The organism is Sphingobacterium chungjuense (assembly GCF_011316935.1).
GTDB classification, from domain to species: Bacteria; Bacteroidota; Bacteroidia; order Sphingobacteriales; family Sphingobacteriaceae; genus Sphingobacterium; species Sphingobacterium chungjuense.
On the sequence record NZ_WLYS01000006.1, the window covers coordinates 33854 to 50517 of the forward strand.

General features: G+C 42.6%; 19 protein-coding genes. 12 read left to right on the forward strand and 7 right to left on the reverse strand.

All coding sequences use genetic code 11. The features are described from left to right. Nucleotides 1-72: 72 nt before the first annotated feature. Complete coding sequence (pafA, locus tag GKO22_RS13815; RefSeq protein WP_166336022.1) at nucleotides 73-1719, forward strand: alkaline phosphatase PafA; 1647 nt, start codon at nucleotides 73-75, stop codon at nucleotides 1717-1719. Between the two features lie 79 nt (nucleotides 1720-1798). Here the strand turns inward: pafA and GKO22_RS13820 are convergent, their stop codons facing one another. Then, entirely contained in the window at nucleotides 1799-2362 is a 564-nt protein-coding gene (locus GKO22_RS13820; RefSeq protein ID WP_116776784.1) for a fasciclin domain-containing protein, read from the reverse strand. Between the two features lie 88 nt (nucleotides 2363-2450). Then, the gene (gene msrB / locus GKO22_RS13825) at nucleotides 2451-3008 is read right to left on the reverse strand and encodes a peptide-methionine (R)-S-oxide reductase MsrB (RefSeq protein WP_240920316.1); all 558 of its coding nucleotides are present in this window, start codon (nucleotides 3006-3008) and stop codon (nucleotides 2451-2453) included. 113 nt (nucleotides 3009-3121) lie between these two features. Here msrB and GKO22_RS13830 point away from each other — a divergent pair, with 113 nt between their 5' ends. Then, the gene (locus GKO22_RS13830) at nucleotides 3122-3688 is read left to right on the forward strand and encodes an RNA polymerase sigma factor (protein WP_166336024.1); all 567 of its coding nucleotides are present in this window, start codon (nucleotides 3122-3124) and stop codon (nucleotides 3686-3688) included. A gap of 5 nt (nucleotides 3689-3693) precedes the next feature. After that, nucleotides 3694-4512: an anti-sigma factor gene (locus tag GKO22_RS13835; protein WP_166336026.1), complete on the forward strand. Its 819-nt coding sequence runs from the start codon at nucleotides 3694-3696 to the stop codon at nucleotides 4510-4512. A 286-nt stretch (nucleotides 4513-4798) separates the two neighbouring features. On the opposite strand, the gene GKO22_RS13840 is transcribed toward GKO22_RS13835, so the two are convergent. Together GKO22_RS13840 and GKO22_RS13845 are read right to left on the reverse strand one after the other, a co-directional pair. Continuing rightward, the gene (locus tag GKO22_RS13840) at nucleotides 4799-5632 is read right to left on the reverse strand and encodes a ferritin-like domain-containing protein (protein ID WP_166336028.1); all 834 of its coding nucleotides are present in this window, start codon (nucleotides 5630-5632) and stop codon (nucleotides 4799-4801) included. Nucleotides 5633-5655: 23 nt separating this feature from the next. Next, nucleotides 5656-6375: a ferritin-like domain-containing protein gene (locus tag GKO22_RS13845; protein ID WP_166336030.1), complete on the reverse strand. Its 720-nt coding sequence runs from the start codon at nucleotides 6373-6375 to the stop codon at nucleotides 5656-5658. A 257-nt stretch (nucleotides 6376-6632) separates the two neighbouring features. On the opposite strand from GKO22_RS13845, the gene GKO22_RS13850 reads away from it, so the two are divergent. The 4 genes from GKO22_RS13850 to GKO22_RS13865 all read left to right on the forward strand — a co-directional run bounded on the left by GKO22_RS13850 (nucleotide 6633) and on the right by GKO22_RS13865 (nucleotide 10128). Beyond that, entirely contained in the window at nucleotides 6633-7679 is a 1047-nt protein-coding gene (locus tag GKO22_RS13850; RefSeq protein WP_166336032.1) for an NAD(P)-dependent alcohol dehydrogenase, read from the forward strand. Between the two features lie 42 nt (nucleotides 7680-7721). Beyond that, entirely contained in the window at nucleotides 7722-8795 is a 1074-nt protein-coding gene (locus GKO22_RS13855; protein ID WP_166336034.1) for an NADH:flavin oxidoreductase/NADH oxidase, read from the forward strand. Between the two features lie 129 nt (nucleotides 8796-8924). Further along, complete coding sequence (locus GKO22_RS13860; protein ID WP_166336036.1) at nucleotides 8925-9398, forward strand: PA2169 family four-helix-bundle protein; 474 nt, start codon at nucleotides 8925-8927, stop codon at nucleotides 9396-9398. 298 nt (nucleotides 9399-9696) lie between these two features. Next, nucleotides 9697-10128 carry a cold-shock protein gene (locus tag GKO22_RS13865; protein ID WP_116776776.1) on the forward strand — a complete coding sequence of 144 codons (432 nt, stop codon included), beginning with the start codon at nucleotides 9697-9699 and terminating at the stop codon, nucleotides 10126-10128. 108 nt (nucleotides 10129-10236) lie between these two features. On the opposite strand, the gene GKO22_RS13870 is transcribed toward GKO22_RS13865, so the two are convergent. Together GKO22_RS13870 and GKO22_RS13875 are read right to left on the reverse strand one after the other, a co-directional pair. Further along, a complete protein-coding gene (locus tag GKO22_RS13870) occupies nucleotides 10237-11349 on the reverse strand; it encodes a DEAD/DEAH box helicase (RefSeq protein WP_166336038.1) in 1113 nt (370 codons plus the stop codon). A gap of 184 nt (nucleotides 11350-11533) precedes the next feature. Then, the gene (locus tag GKO22_RS13875) at nucleotides 11534-11779 is read right to left on the reverse strand and encodes a hypothetical protein (RefSeq protein WP_166336040.1); all 246 of its coding nucleotides are present in this window, start codon (nucleotides 11777-11779) and stop codon (nucleotides 11534-11536) included. A 122-nt stretch (nucleotides 11780-11901) separates the two neighbouring features. Here GKO22_RS13875 and GKO22_RS13880 point away from each other — a divergent pair, with 122 nt between their 5' ends. Further along, complete coding sequence (locus GKO22_RS13880; protein WP_166336042.1) at nucleotides 11902-14136, forward strand: ATP-binding protein; 2235 nt, start codon at nucleotides 11902-11904, stop codon at nucleotides 14134-14136. Between the two features lie 28 nt (nucleotides 14137-14164). Here the strand turns inward: GKO22_RS13880 and GKO22_RS13885 are convergent, their stop codons facing one another. Continuing rightward, nucleotides 14165-14371 carry a YwbE family protein gene (locus GKO22_RS13885; RefSeq protein WP_166336044.1) on the reverse strand — a complete coding sequence of 69 codons (207 nt, stop codon included), beginning with the start codon at nucleotides 14369-14371 and terminating at the stop codon, nucleotides 14165-14167. Between the two features lie 84 nt (nucleotides 14372-14455). Here GKO22_RS13885 and GKO22_RS13890 point away from each other — a divergent pair, with 84 nt between their 5' ends. The 4 genes from GKO22_RS13890 (at nucleotide 14456) to GKO22_RS13905 (ending at nucleotide 16661) form a co-directional block, all read left to right on the forward strand. Beyond that, nucleotides 14456-14668, forward strand: a complete 213-nt coding sequence (locus GKO22_RS13890) for a DUF6965 family protein (protein WP_166336046.1) — start codon at nucleotides 14456-14458, stop codon at nucleotides 14666-14668. 74 nt (nucleotides 14669-14742) lie between these two features. Continuing rightward, nucleotides 14743-15192 (forward strand): acyl-CoA thioesterase, encoded by a 450-nt coding sequence (locus GKO22_RS13895; RefSeq protein WP_116776770.1) that lies wholly within the window; start codon nucleotides 14743-14745, stop codon nucleotides 15190-15192. 22 nt (nucleotides 15193-15214) lie between these two features. Beyond that, nucleotides 15215-15883: a 16S rRNA (cytidine(1402)-2'-O)-methyltransferase gene (rsmI, locus tag GKO22_RS13900; RefSeq protein ID WP_166336048.1), complete on the forward strand. Its 669-nt coding sequence runs from the start codon at nucleotides 15215-15217 to the stop codon at nucleotides 15881-15883. Between the two features lie 64 nt (nucleotides 15884-15947). Continuing rightward, the gene (locus tag GKO22_RS13905; protein ID WP_166336050.1) at nucleotides 15948-16661 is read left to right on the forward strand and encodes a PH domain-containing protein; all 714 of its coding nucleotides are present in this window, start codon (nucleotides 15948-15950) and stop codon (nucleotides 16659-16661) included. Nucleotides 16662-16664 lie beyond the last annotated feature (3 nt).

Here is a 16664-nt window from a genome sequence, read left to right on the forward strand (position 1 = left end):
GACAAAGTGCCTTAAATCGATCGCAAAAGATTTGTTAAATTTGCTGGCTCATTGATTCTGGTATTCACAATTATGAAGAAAAATTCATTCCTTATTTTCTGCTATGCACTGGCCTGTAGCATCACATCACTTGCACATGCACAAGTGGAGCGCCCCAAACTCGTAGTCGGTCTTATGGTCGATCAGATGCGATGGGATTACTTGTATCGTTTTGCGGATCGCTATGGAGAAGATGGATTCAAACGATTATTAAAACAAGGTTTTTCCTGTGAAAACACGTTGATCAATTACGTACCAACGTTTACCGCGATTGGACATAGTTCGGTGTATACGGGCTCTGTTCCCTCTATTCACGGTATTGCAGGAAATGACTGGATTGAGCAAGCTACTGGCCAACCGATGTATTGCACGCAAGATGATTTGGTGAAAGGATTGGGTGCCGATGGTAGCGTTGGCAAACAATCTCCAAGAAATCTATTGGCTTCAACAGTGACCGACGAATTACGCTTGGCGAGTAATTTCCGATCAAAAGTCGTCGGAATCTCGATCAAAGATCGTGGCGGCATATTACCTGCTGGTCATCTGGCGAATGCCGCTTATTGGTTTGATAGCAAATCGGGCAATTGGATTTCCAGCACCTTTTATATGGAAGCGTTGCCCAATTGGGTAAATAAATTCAACGGACAGGATCTAGCAACAAAATACATAAAGCAAGATTGGAATACGCTATACCCGATCGATACGTATGTCAATAGTATTGCCGACGACAATATCTATGAAGGCACTTGGCCGGGCGAAGAAAAACCTGTATTCCCAAGAAAGACCTCCGAATTAGTCAAAGACGCGGGTCTAGAGTTAATCAAGACTATGCCACAAGGCAATACTTTCACCTTGGATTTTGCGAAGGATGCGATTAAAAATGAAAAATTAGGCAATAATCCCGATGCGCAAACGGATTTCCTTTGCGTGAGCTTGTCAGCAACCGATTATATTGGCCACCGCTATTCTCTTTCATCTGTTGAGATTGAAGATACATACCTACGATTAGATCAAGATATTGCCGAATTTTTAAAGTATCTGGATGACACCGTGGGCGAAGGGAATTACACCTTCTTCTTAACTGCAGATCACGCGGTATCGTACAATCCATTGTACTACACCGATCAAAAGGGAAGCGGCGGATATTTATTCGCTCGTCAGATCCAACGCAAGCTGAATAGCGAACTGAAAGAAGAATTAGGCTTAGATAATTTGGTCATTAGCCTGACCAATTATCAAGTTCACTTGAACAACACCTTGATCGATTCGCTACGTATTGATCCGCAAGCAATCAGAAACCGCATCATCAAAACATTGAATAAGGAAGAAGGAATCGCGTACGTCATCGATCTAGAAGGCAATCAAAACATGTTGCTGCCAGCGCCGCTGCGTGAGAAAGTTATCAACGGTTACAACCGCAAAAGAAGTGGATCTATACAAATTGTAGTCGAGCCCCAATGGTATGCCGGAACTCCACGTTCACCAGGCACAACGCACGGCGTGTGGTCACCGTATGATTCGCATATTCCACTGATATTTATGGGCTGGGGAATTCAGCAAGGGAAAAGCAACCGACCGGTAGAAATCATCGACATTGCTCCGACCATTTCCTCTTTACTGCATATTATGGAGCCAAATGGTAGTATCGGCAAGCCGATCACCGAAGTGCTAAACCATTAAAAAAGAAAGCCTCCATCGAAAATGATGGAGGCTTCTCACATGTAATATTCAAACACTATCGACCAATTATATTTAACCGTTAGGGCATCAATACGTGATCAATCACATGAATCACGCCATTAGATTGATGTACATCAGAGATCGTAATTTTAGCGTCTCCACCTTTGCTATCTTTGATATACAAATCTTTACCCTTTTTCCACACAGTCAATTTCTCGCCTTGTACCGTGGTCAATTCAGCTTTACCATCTTTATCTAACATTTTCCAAATGGCTTTGCCGTCTAATTTTCCGGCCACGACATGGTAGGTCAAGATATTGGTAAGCGTTGCTTTGTTTTCTGGCTTCACTAAGTTTTCTACTGTACCTGCTGGTAGCATGTCAAACGCAGCATTCGTAGGTGCAAAAACGGTGAAAGGACCTTTACCTGATAATGTTTCTACTAATCCAGCCGCCTTTACTGCTGCCACCAAAGTGGTATGATCTTTAGAATTAACGGCATTTTCAACGATGTTCTTAGAAGGATACATCGGCGCGCCACCCACAGTAACTGTTTTCTCTTTTTGTTGTGCCTGCACATCTGTTGCTTGGTGCGTAAGTGCTAATGCTAATAATGCGGCACTAAATAATGTTGCTCTTTTCATGGTAGTATGATTAAAGTGTAAATTTTTAAACTTCTTTCTCTTATCTACGACAACTTCCCAATCTTGGATGTAAAAAGATTCACTTTTTTTACTTTTTCTGAGCAACTGCCTTAGCATCAGGCTCAAAATCTAAACTAATGGAATTCATACAATAGCGTTTCCCCGTTGGCTCGGGCCCATCATCGAAAATATGTCCTAGGTGCGATTCACATCGACCACACTGTACCTCGGTACGCTCCATGCCGTGGGAATGATCCTGCAAATAAATAACGGATTTTTTGCGTACAGGTTCATAAAATGAAGGCCAACCACAGGTGGAGGCAAATTTGGCATCTGCCCTAAAAAGTTGATTACCACATACGGCGCAATAATAAGTTCCCGGAGCATCCAGATCTGTATACTTTCCGGTAAAAGCGCGTTCGGTAGCGCCCTCACGCGCTACGGCATAAAGATCGGCTGGAAGGATTTTTTTCCACTCCGTGTTGGACACCTTTATTTTCTTGGTATCTGTACGACTATAGTATGGATTGTTTTTCGATTGTGCTTGCACCGTTCCTATGGTAACAACCACAGCAAGCAGCAACAGTACTGTCGCTACCGAATTTGAATTACTTACTTTCATATCTTTTCCCTTTTTATGTATCATATACGTACACCTATTGGATAAGGTTTTCGGCTATTGGTTTATTCCGAAAGAAATTTCCGCTAATACTTGATTTGTAATAAGTAATGCATACATTTGAGTAAAATACAATTTGATTGAGCCCCATTACACATCTTTCCGAAGAAACACTAATCAGTTTGCTCCAAAAAAGAGATCGCCGAGCATTCAACTATCTATATGATAGTTACTCTGGTGCACTCTATGGTGTAGTGATTCGTATCGTCTTGCACAAGAATTATGCGGATGAGGTGATTCAAAATGTATTTGTAAAAATTTGGAATAACATCGAGCAATTCGATGAACAAAAAGGTCGTGTATACACCTGGATGCTGAATATTGCCCGCAATGCGGCCATTGATTACATCAAATCTAAGGGAGTAAAGAACGAACAAAAAAACCAATCGCTTCCCGATGTCGTAAATAGGTCTGAGAGTTCGAATTATGCTGTGACAGAACCTCAAGAAAAAACGGATCTGATTGGACTTCAAGATGTGATCAACGAATTGAAGCCAGAATGGAAAAAGCTGATTGATTTGGCTTACTACCAAGGCTATACCCAAAAGGAAATCGCTGAAGAGTTAGATTTGCCTATCGGAACCGTGAAGACCCGGGTGCGAGCAGCACTGTTACAGCTAAAAGTAGTATTGAATGAATATCAATAATAGCAGTGGACATTAAAGAATACATATCGTCAGGAATTATAGAATCGTACGTTCTAGGCATCGCTACCGAAGAGGAAGTGAGCATACTAGACTGTGTGCGCAACAAACATCCTGAAGTAGAAGCAGCAATCCGAGAGGCAGAGATCTTATTGGAGGATACGGCGTTTCTGCAAGCGGCTATACCGCCTGCCGAGTTACGGGAGACGATATGGGCCAGTATTGAGCAGCAAGAAAACAATAAGCCAAACCAATCTTCTGTAAGTACAGAAGAAAATACAGAAGCTCCTGCCGTGACGAGTGCAGTATCAAATCGCCGTGTGATCCAATTTAGTCCATTGGCGATTGCCGCTACTGCTTTATTAGTTTGCAGTGTAGGTTACAATGCGTATCTATATCAGCAACGTACCGCCACAGATGCCGCGATGGCACAAATCGAAACCAAAAACAAATCTTCGGAACTACTCTTGGCCGATGCATACAAAAGCTTAGATATGTTGCAAAATCCTGCAGTAAGCATGATTTCCTTGGCTGGCGTAGAAACCAACCCGCAGTTGAGCGCTGTGGTACTTTGGAATAAGGAAGAAAGCCAAGTATATCTTATGGCCGACAAGTTACCCCATGCACCGGAAGGTAAACAATACCAGTTGTGGGCATTACTTGATGGGCAACCAATTGATGCAGGCATGGTTCCTTTGGAAAAAGGGGATGTAATGCATGCCATGAAATCCATCTCGAATGCCCAAGCATTTGCGATCACATTAGAAGATAAAGGTGGTAGCCCAACACCTAATCTTGCGGAGTTACGTGTGATCGGACAAATCTAATTTCATTTCTTTGTTGGATATACACAACTCCATTCTATGATAGAATAGGAGTTTATCACGATGTTTTACATCTTGATGCCTAATACCGCTATAAGCGATCGTATTAGCTTTTGCACTTCACTTTATTTATTGGGATCTGCCGCTGCCGTAATAAACAGCAAAAAGGTCTGTTTCTTTTCGAAACAGACCTTACACTTACATCCCCCTCCCAATAATCGAAATAGATACAATCTATATACTATAATCTTATAGTCTATATACTAAAATCTAGATACTATAAGTACCCTTATGCTTGAATGAAAAGCGAAGCGATATCCAATACAGCTGGTGCTGTTAATGGTTCGTCGAAAGACTGTGTAGCAATAGCTGGTGTAAATCGACCACTCACACCTGTTAGCGTGGTAATATCTACTCCACCTTGTGCTACATTATCTTCGCCAGCATATACTGGATCTACTGCCGCGCCGATTCCAGAATCATTCGCTCCTGTAATCCAAGGTTTTTGGTTTGCTGCTGCGCCACCGCGTGCTCTACGCATAGATCTCACATGTGCCGCATGGCGTGCTTCCACAGAGTGGATTTGCAAAGCTGCCGTCAAAACGACGCGATTGCCCTTCAAAATACCAGCTTGACCTTTGTAAGCGCGTACTCCTGTATCTTCAAAAGCTTGCGCCAGCGCCAAAAAGGTATCGTAATCACTGAATACATTGGCAAAAGCACCGCCAGCGGTGAAGTCAAAATTAGGCTTAGCAACGGCATTTGACCCGAGCACACCTTTTAGAAACTCTACGTGCGCCACTTCGTGATCGCGAATAGTAACAATCGCCTGGCTCGGCGCGCCCGATGGAATCAAACCACCGGTGCTTGATCCGATCGTATAATATTCTGCTTCCAGATACTCTAGCGTCAGTGCATAGTTCAATACACCATTTACATCGGTCGGTGCAGATTGTCCGTATGCTTTATTGAATAAAGCGGTAACGGCTAATGGCAATGCAGCCAAGGATACTTTTTGTCCTAGATTGAACATATTGCGAATCGCCTGACGACGGGGGCTGATTCGTTCGTTGAACTCAGGATCCACCTGAGAAATTGACTCAAAAATATTTTGTAAATTCATGACGTTCTGTGTGTAGTTAGAAATTAATAAGTTGGTAAATCGCGTACATCCACTTTCGACTTGATGAACGGTGCTGCAGTTTGCAACACTTTGGTCGGACTGTTAGAAACATCTAAGCCATTGCTATCAATCACCTCGCTATTCGCAAATGATCCATTGCTAATTAAGTCGCGGATTACCGCAGCATGGCGTGCTTCTACAGATACGATCTTACCAGCCAATAAAAGGTATTGCTCATCTTTGATTAACCAGCCTGCACCATTGTATGCAGATACACCTAAATCTTCAAAAGCCTTAGCCGTTCCTAAAACGCTATCTCTGCTGGAGAAGTTGACAGCAGAGAAATCAAATTCTAAGGAATTGATTGCTCCTCTGCCCAATGCCGCCTTAAAGAACTCGCGGTGTGCTACCTCATGATCGCGCACATCGGTAAGCAATTGCTTTTCTAGATCAGACATTCCGGAGAAAGGCTTGTTGGCCACTTCAATATAAAAAGCAGCTTCCAACTGCTCTAGAGCATAAGCGTAATTTAATATCGCAATATCGCCGCTCCCAAAATAGAAGCCGCTACCGTTCATATCATCTGGGCCATCATCTTTGGCGCAGCTAGCAAAATTAAGTAAGGCAACACCAGCGAGACCGCCACCAGCTAATTTCAAAAAATTTCTTCTTTGAAGTCCTTTGCTTGTATGATCGGAGTCCTCCGCATACAATTGGTCTTTCAATGCGTTTGTTTCTTTCATGACAATATATTTTAGTTTTAATATGATAGTTTTATGACATGTACGACTAAACCACTGAATCCGGTTTTTCACCTATGTAATTATTTTCACATTTGTGGGTTTGCGCTAGTGTGAGGGCTATATTTATTTTCTAATTTATGTGGTTAGCCCGGTTTTTTTCGTACCGGTGAATATAAAAGAGCAGCAAAATTGACAAACCAAAAATTGGTATTAATGGTTAAACATGTATTAATTTGTATAGACAAAAAGAGATAAACATGATAGCAACAAAAGGTTATGCCGCTCAGAAAGCGGGAGAGAAATTAGCAGCTTGGGATTTTGAGCGCAGAGATCTGGGTCCAAATGATGTGCAGTTCGATATTTTATACTGTGGTGTATGCCACTCCGATTTACATCAGATCCGTGATGATTGGTTTAAGGGGTTGTATCCAATGGTACCCGGGCATGAAATTGTAGGACGCGTTGCTCAGGTTGGCGATCAGGTTAGTAAATTTAAAGTAGGTGATCTAGTTGGCACTGGATGTATGGTGGATTCCTGCGGTCACTGCGAAAGTTGCCAAGACGGCGAGGAACAATACTGTGCAGAGGGCAACATACAAACCTACAATAGTGTCAACAAATACACCGATGGAATGCCTACATATGGTGGTTATTCTAAAACAATCGTGGTCAAAGAAGAATTCGTATTACGCGTTCCTGAAAATTTACCATTAGAAGCTACAGCGCCATTATTGTGTGCAGGTATTACCACGTATTCTCCGCTTCGTCACTGGAAAGTAGGTAAAGGAACTAAGTTAGCTGTGCTTGGTCTTGGCGGCTTAGGCCACATGGCTGTCAAGTTTGGCGTTGCGTTTGGCGCTGAGGTAACGGTATTGAGTACTTCCGAAGGAAAACGCGAAGATGCGAAACGTTTGGGTGCACATCACTTCATCGTAACCACGGATAAAGAGCAGTTCAAAGCCGCAAGAAGATCTTTTGATTTTATACTAGATACCGTAAGTGCCGAGCATGATATTGCGGCCTACATGTCACTACTTAAGACAAATGGAACTCATATCTGTGTAGGTGTTCCATCGAAACCAGCACAGATTCCACCATTCTCTTTGATTGGAGGAAGAAATAGTCTTAGCGGATCGTCTATTGGTGGCATTGCCGAAACACAGGAGATGCTTGATTTCTGCGGTGAACACAACATTGTTTCTGATGTAGAGGTTATAAACATAGATTACATCGATCAAGCCTACGAGCGAATGGAAAAAAATGATGTTAAATACCGCTTTGTAATCGACTTAGCATCATTATAAAAGCACATATAAGTGCCTAATTTTAAAAAATAACGTATAATCATGTCCATATTATTTAGCCCAATAACTATAAAATCCATAACGCTAAAAAACCGTATTGTGACTTCACCGATGTGTATGTATTCATCAGAAGATGGCTTTGCTACAGATTGGCATTTGGTGCATTACGGTACACGCGCGATGGGCGGCGCTGGCGCCGTGATGCTAGAAGCTTCTGCAGTACGAGCAGACGGACGGATATCCGTCGGCGATCTCGGCATTTATAAAGATGGCCACATAGAAGGACTTTCTCGTATTGCCAAGTTTATAAAGGATAATGGCGCAGTTCCTGCGATCCAACTGGCGCATGCTGGTCGAAAAGGTAGTACTTGGGTAGCTGGTGATCAAAGTAAAACATTGCATACCGAAGCAGAAGGCGGCTGGACTTTGCTGGCGCCTTCCCCGATTGCCTTTTCTTCGCACACGCCTACTCCTCGAGAGATGACCGTCGAAGATATTCATCAGCTACAGCAAGACTTCAAAGCAGCGGCCAAAAGAGCGTTGCAAGCGGGTTTTGAATGGATAGAAATACACAGTGCGCACGGTTATTTGATCAACGAATTTCTCTCTCCGTTATCTAACAAACGTAACGATTCTTATGGGGGAAGCATCGAGAACCGTGCTAAATTTCTTTTGGAAATCCTGAGCGCTGTGCAAGAAGAATGGCCAGCCGATCTTCCCATATCCGTACGTATTTCGGCGACAGATTGGTCGGATGAAGGATGGACTATAGAAGATTCCAAATGGCTGACAGCAAAACTGATTACGGCAGGCGTGGATATTATTGATGTATCCAGTGGTGGCGTGATTGGCGGCGTACACATACCCGTTGGTGCGAGCTATCAAGTGCCATTGGCAAGCGCTTTAAAGCAATCTATTGGTAACAAGGCGGTGGTCAGCGCAGTTGGTATGATAACCAATGCTCAACAAGCGGAAACAATCTTGGTAAATGGTGATGCAGACTTAATATTCTTTGCTAGAGAATTATTGAGAAACCCATACTTCCCATTAGCTGCGGCCGCTGAGCTGGGCGAAGAAGTAAATCCGCCCGTACAATACAAGCGCGCTTTTGTCTAGCCGTGTATTCGCGGAAGAGGCGATGGCTCGCTTATGTGACACGGGATTATACGCAATCATGACGAAAAGTAAAACTAATTAAGGTTATGATTGTCGTTATACGGAGATACGTTAAAGGATAAAAAGTATATGCAACAATCAACTAGAGAGCCGTTAGACATTTTACACGATTTGGTCGAAATCAATAATGATCGCATCGAAGGATATAGCAAGGCGATCGAATTGCTACCTGGCGGTCAACATACCGATCTACGCAGCATATTTGAAAAGTACCGCGATCAATCTGCTGATTTTAAAACCGAGATTGCACCATTGGTCTTGCAGATTGGACAAGACCTGACAGAGCATACTCGCCTCAGTGGAAAGATTTTTCGTGCATGGATGAGTTTGAAAACGACCTTCTCTTCCGCAGATCGGCTTAATGTGCTTGAATTAGCGGAACAGGGAGAAGAAGAATTTGATAAAGTATATCAAAACTTCTTGGACCATGAAATTGGAGATGATAATCCTATTCGTGAGATGCTATTGCGACAAAGTCAAGATCAAAAGGCAGCTTACGATCATATCAAAATGTTGCACGACAATGCCAAAGTTAATGTGTAAAGTCTTCATTGGTTTTTAGGCAAAAGAAAAACAGAATACAACCTAGTTTTTCATAAAATATCTAGCTCGGTGATCGGCCTAGTAAAAAATTATTAGGCCGATTTCTTTCGTTAGATGCCATAAAAGCCTCTCTTATTCCGCCGTATCCGATTAAGCTTGCGAGTTAGGAATTTTCCCAGAAAATCCTTACCTTTGTATCAACACCTCAAGATAGTCCAGCTAGACTAGCTAGGACACGGGATTAGTCAACAAACATCAAGAGTTGACGATTTCATTATTGTTTCACTTAAATCCATATATGTCAAGAAATCAGCTCACATTCAAAAAGAAAGAACGCGCTAAAAAGCAACAACTAAAGAAAAAAGAAAAGTTGGAGAAGCGAGAATACAATAAAGCGAACAACAACAAAGGAAAAGATTTAGAAGAAATGTTTGCCTATGTTGACGAGTTCGGTAATATCTCGAACACTCCACCAGAGACAACCTACAAATTCAAGGAAGAGGATTTGCAGCGTCCTGCTGACCCTACAGAAGTAGAACACTTCGGTAAAGTTTCTTATTTCAATGATGCCGGAAGATACGGTTTTATTCGTGACAACGAAACGAGTGAAACAGTGTATTTCAACGATCGCCTAGCGGGCATCGATCTTAAGATTGGTGACAAGGTGAAGTATAAATATGCGCGCAGCAAACAAGGTAATCAAATCACCGAAGTCGAGCTACAGAGTTAACCCTTCGTTGGTTGCTCATCAGATGCATTACAATGCCTCTGCTATATAAAACATAAAGCCCTGATAAGTATGATACTAATCAGGGCTTTTCTTATGGAAGATACTTAGTTATTTGCCTTCTTCGATCTGAAATCCGATCAATTTCTGAATGCTTTTGAGCACGCTTCGCTCCTCTTGACTGCAAAACGATAGCGCGATCCCTCCCTTGCCGGCACGGCCTGTACGACCTATTCGGTGTACATACGTCTCTGCATCGGCAGGCAAATCGTAGTTGATCACATATGGCAGCTCATGGATATCAATCCCGCGGGCGGCAATATCCGTTGCAATTAACAAACTTATTTTGCCAGCTTTAAAATCTCCTAACGCCTTCTGACGGGCATTCTGCGATTTGTTACCGTGGATCGCAGCGACAGTAATGCCATGCTTAGACAGTTTCTTGACCAAACGATCAGCGCCATGTTTTGTACGAGTAAACACTAAACATTGCGTGATTCCATTGCTCTTTACCAACTTTAGCAGAAAATCAACTTTATCCGTCTTTTCTACAAAGTAGATAGCTTGCTTCACAGTCTCTGCTGTAGAAGAAACGGGCGATACAGAAATCTCTTTGGGCTGCTGTAAAATAGTTCCGGCAAACTTGCGAATAGCGGAAGGCATGGTTGCAGATAAGAACAAGGTCTGCCGCTGAGCAGGTACTTGCTTTAGAACACGTTTGATATCGTGGATAAACCCCATATCTAACATATTATCTGCCTCGTCCAATACCAAATATTGTACTTGGTTCAATTTTACCAAACCTTGGGTCATCAAATCGAGCAGACGACCTGGCGTAGCTACCATAATATCTACACCACGTTTGATAGCATCTACTTGTTTGGACTGAGATACACCTCCAAAAATCACGGTATGTTTCAAATTGGTAAACTTACTAAACAACGCAAAGCTTTCCCCAATTTGGATACTCAGCTCGCGAGTGGGCGCCAATACCAACGCCTTTATACCACCGTGATTAGAGCGAGCAGCTTGGCTAAGCAGTTGTACGATTGGAATCGCAAATGCGGCAGTTTTGCCCGTTCCGGTCTGTGCACAGCCAATCAAATCATTTCCTGCAAGGATTACCGGAATCGCCTGCTCTTGTATGGCAGTAGCCTGCGCATAATTCACCTCTTTCAAGGCTTTTTTTATAGGATCAATTAATCCTAATTCATCAAATGTCATCTATTTCTGTGGTTGAACATTGAACCCAATCTCCGCCAGATACAGCAAAAGATTAGGACATCAAATCATGTAAATTCGAATGTCGGGCTAGATATGATGTATCCCCTTTTTGGAGAAGATACAAAGCATTGGTAGAGCCTACATCGGCCACAAAAGTAGGGATATAAATATGGATATTACAATATTAATCCACACTACTAATCGTCGCAATCATTTCATGCGTTTTTTGTCTGATTTTGTCTGGAAAATCCTTCAAGGCATCGTCTTTCAGTGCATACAATCCTTGTTCTTCGTACATATCAGGTTTGTAGAAGCAGTCTCGCAAAGAGCTTACTTCCGAATCCTGATTTTGAAAATAAGATTCAAATTGAGAATCAATCGCCTCCACTAATTTATCTAGTTGTTCTTTGGTGATGCTATGTGTGTTCATAATTAGTAAACAAATAAATGCAGCAAGTGGTTTTTTTATCGGGCAACTTAGCGTAATAATTACGTCTGTAAGCAAATTGAAAATTCAGTTTATTGTTCTACCTTTATAACCTATCTATAGGTATGGCATTAAACGAAGTTCTCTGTGAGAACGAACCAATCCACTTAGTTGGGCAGATTCAACAATTTGGGAAACTAATTATTCAGAATGAGCATCGAGAAATCGTCGCTCTAAGTGAAAACTGGAATAGTTATATCCCAAACCAAGACTTGACCTACTTCCTAGGCAAACCCATGGAGCAGTTTGTTGCGCGCCTCGAAGAAATTGATCAAGAACCTCTGCTATCATTTATTGATGCTATAGCACCTACTTCCAGTGATCGCCACGTCATGCAGATGGAGCTTGGAAAGCAAAATCATATCGTAAAGGCTTATCGTGTTCATCAAAATCTTCATATTGAGTTTGAAGAGGTTGGTGATGTCAATGAGCATACTTTACAGTTGTCCTCTTATTCGAAGAGGATCAATCAAGCTGGCGAGCATGTTTGGAATGCGCTCTGCGAAAATATTCGATCTATTATTGGTTACGATCGCGTCATGATTTACCAATTTTTAGAAGATAACAGTGGCCAGGTGATTGCAGAAAGCAAGCGTAGTGATATTTCTTCGTATTTTGGCTTTCGATTTCCCGAGTTTGACATTCCAAAACAGGCACGAGCATTATACTTACAACATCACGTGCGACAAACGTCGGACATTGATGCACCAACTTATGCTCTCTTGTCCAATCAACGGGCGGCATTCGATCTAAGCACGTGTAATCTACGCGCACTTTCTCCTATACATCTACAATATCTTAAAAATGCCGGAGCACAGGCAAGCATGAGCTTCTCGATCATTGTACAGGATAAGTTGTGGGGTCTGGTAGCTTGCCAGCACAGCAAGCCCATTCATGTCGATTACCCAAAGCGTAGTCTCGGACTATTTTTAACCGAGTTTGCCGTAAACAAACATCTTACCCTTTCGCGCGAACGTGATCTGGAGTCCGATCGTAAGATTGCATCTTTAGAGCTCAAACTCAAAGAGAGCACGCTGATTAAAAGTGATGTATTGACCGGTCTACGCGCTTCGTTGCCAGAATTGGCCAATCTTATCGATGCGGATGCCATTGTGGTGGTCAATAAAGATGAATTATTGTTGTACAATACCACCCTAGATAATAATCAGATTCTGGAGTTGCATCATCTAGTCTCCAGCACGACAGATAAATTGGTTTTCGAAGATCATTGTTTTGCGATCAATTATCGCGAACAACTACCCTTTGAATTGCCATTTGCAGGTCTTTTACGAGTAGATATTGATCTTAGTCGTTCATTTAGCATCTACGCCTTGCGCAACGAGGTCGTTACCGAAGAAGAATGGGCAGGTAATCCAGAGAAGATCATGGAATACGATGCAGAAGAGAATCTGTTTAGGCCGTCGCCACGACAATCCTTTGCCGCTTGGCGAAAACAGATTCATCATACAGCGCCGCAATGGAGTAGCGAGCAAGTATCTGCATTAAAACGGATTCGACAAATCGTACGAGAGAGTATACTTCGCAAATCGGAAGAGATTAATGGTCTCAACCAAGAACTTATACAACTTAATAACGCCTTGGACACGTATTCCTACACGGTTACACATGATCTTCGCAATCCACTATCCTCTATCAAGCTGACAGGCCAATTCCTTCAAAAGAAATTGGGCAAGGAAAGTGATTTGGTAGAGAGAGGGGCAACCAATATATTGGACTCGGTCGCCGTTATGGAAAACCTGATGGAGAAAATTTTCGAATTCTCGCGAGCAAAGGTGTACCAATACGAACCAGAATGGGTGGATGTGTCTGTTTCCATTCGCAAAATTATTCAAGAAAATATAGAGCGATATGGAAATAACAATGTACAGATAGAAATAAAAAGCTTACTACCACTATACGGTGAGAAAACGTTGTTTCACCAGATCTTTGCCAATATCATTGGCAATGCGATCAAATACAGCAGCAAATCAGACAAAGCGATTGTCTGCATTGAAAGTTACAGGCGAAATGATTCTATATATTATTGTATCTCCGATAATGGCATTGGAATCGGTGCGGATGAATTGGCAAATATTTACGATGTCTTCAAACGCATGTCCAATTCTTCCGGTTTCGAAGGTACCGGTGTGGGTATGGCCATTGTAAAACGTATTGTCGAACGACTACAGGCTAGCATTGAGGTAGAGAGTGAACTGAAAAAAGGCACAACGGTGCATTTGACTTTTCCAAATGCAAATATTCCCATCGAAATGTTCCCGCCAAGTATACAGGCCGGCTAGTGAGCCGGTCTGATTTTTCAACCAGATCTTAAAAATCTTCGTCGGGCAGTATTTCTGCGACTCGGCCAATACTCCCATCTTCCAAGCGTACTTTGATGCCGCGGCTATGGTATGGGGCGGAGGTGAGCAAATCTTTCACAACACCTTCTGTGAGCGTGCCACTGCGTTGATCTTTTTTTAAGATAATATTGACCAATGTTCCTCTCTTGATATCTGCTCTCGTTTTACCGTCCATCGCTTGTTTTTTTTTTCAAAAATACAAAAACTTAAAGTGAGCGAAGGGAACTAAAATTGAATCAGCAATGATTATCTTCGCAGGATGGATCTCACACCAGAAGAATTACAAGAATTACTCACAGGCAAAGACTATCCGAATGAAGTTCGGCTTAACCCAGCCGCTGTAGTTACCAATGCCCCTCAATTTTTGACCATACAATTTCTCATGGTAGCAAAGCACAAAGGCGATCTACAGCGCTGTGCGGCTTGGCAAAGACTTCGCGAGTTCTATGCCGCCACTACTGAAAATAACTAACAGCGCCGCCATACTAATCTCAAAAGGATTCTATAACTTTAGATACACACAACGAATTAAACTTTTGCTTCCATATGGCAACAACAGAAAATACTTTTTACGAAGGACAAGTCCTTTGGGCGCAGATAGACGCCAATAGACATTTAAGACATTCGGCATATGCAGATTTCTGTGCTCAGGCACGTTCCAACATGCTGAAAAGTATTGGACTTTCGCTCACAGACTTTGCCAAAAATCAGATTGGTCCCATCCTTTTTCGTGAGGAGCTCATCTATTATAAAGAGATCCACTTAGACGAATACATCCGAGTCGAAGTCGAGATGAATAAATACAACACTGTCAATTCTCGCTTTTCCTTTCGCCATACCATCTACAAAGAGAATGGAGTGAAAGCTGCCGAAGTAAATGTAGACGGTGCTTGGCTCGATCTGAAAACTCGGAAATTAGTAGCCGTACCGACTGATTGGCAATCTTACCTGGATCGCATTCCGACTTCGGAAGATTACGTACAGATCGACGAATAAGGTATTATCATTACTTTTATACATGTTATTTTTAGTTCCCACACCAATCGGCAATCTCGAAGACATGACGTTTCGCGCGATCCGCGTGTTGAAAGAATCCGATCTTATTCTGGCAGAGGATACACGCACCAGCGCGCCCATGCTGAAACACTTCGGCATTGAGAAAAGAGTATTTGCGCATCACCAGCATAATGAGCATAAAGCGGTACAGGAAATCATTCGTTTTCTGAAGGAAGGTCAGCAAGTTTCGCTCATTTCGGATGCCGGCACGCCAGCCATATCCGATCCAGGCTTTCTTTTAGTTCGCGAAGCGATCAAAGAAGGCATTGAAATACAGTGTTTGCCTGGCGCTACCGCATTTGTGCCCGCTTTGGTGAATTCGGGTCTGCCGAATGATCGCTTTTGTTTCGAAGGCTTCCTGCCTGTTAAAAAAGGTAGACAAACGCGTCTGATTGCGTTGAGCAACGAAAATCGCAGTATGATTTTCTATGAGTCACCGCACCGTATCGGACGTACGATCAATGATTTTATCCAATATTTTGGTGAAGAACGGCAAGCTTCCATTTCTCGTGAAATATCCAAACTCTACGAAGAGACGGTGCGCGGAACGCTCTTGGAACTCAAGAATCACTTCGAGCAGCATCCACCAAAAGGTGAATTTGTATTCTGCGTAGCTGGACAAGAAAGTTAGTACCGCTTTTTGCTTATCTTTGAACAATACATTTGCTTCGTTTTAAACATTTTATAGAATAAAAATGAGTATCGAAAAATATACATGGGATGGACAAGATGCTAAAGTAGTCGAGAAAATTCATGGGAAAATCCTGGACATGCTGACCTCTGGCGAATCCATCAACTATATCGCCGTCCAGAAAAAACCAGCCGTAACGCTGCTTCCAGATAGTATCACGCTGAGCAACAAACGCATTTTTTTGTGCGAATTTGCGAAATTAGGTTTGGCCACCAATTTTGAAATATTCTCTTGGCACGATATCAAAGACATTTCTTTCAAAGAGGAGATCTTTGGGTCTAAAGTGACCGTAATTCCATTTACGGGAGAAAATCTCACCGTGGATTATATCCCAAAAGTACAAGCACGCAAACTGTACCAATTGATCAAAGAAGCGTTGGATACCATGCAGGATGCGAAAAGTAGCCCAAAAGTTACTGAGAGTGCTCCCGCTTCGCCAGCACCGGCGCAGCAGCCAAGCACGCCACCAGCACCAAAAGCGATCACTTTTGATGATGAAAGCAAACTTCCTGGACATTCTGCGCCGACGCTAGATCGTCCTGCGCCGAGCGCAGTCGAACCGCCACGAATCACGACGCCGACACCAACGCCTCCTAAAGAAGAAGAGGACGATGAAAGCACGAAAAAACTGACTCGTTTGAAAAATTTGTTTGACAGACAGCTGATTTCGCAAGCGGAATATGAAACCAAGAAAGCAGAAATCTTAAGAGACTTATAAACC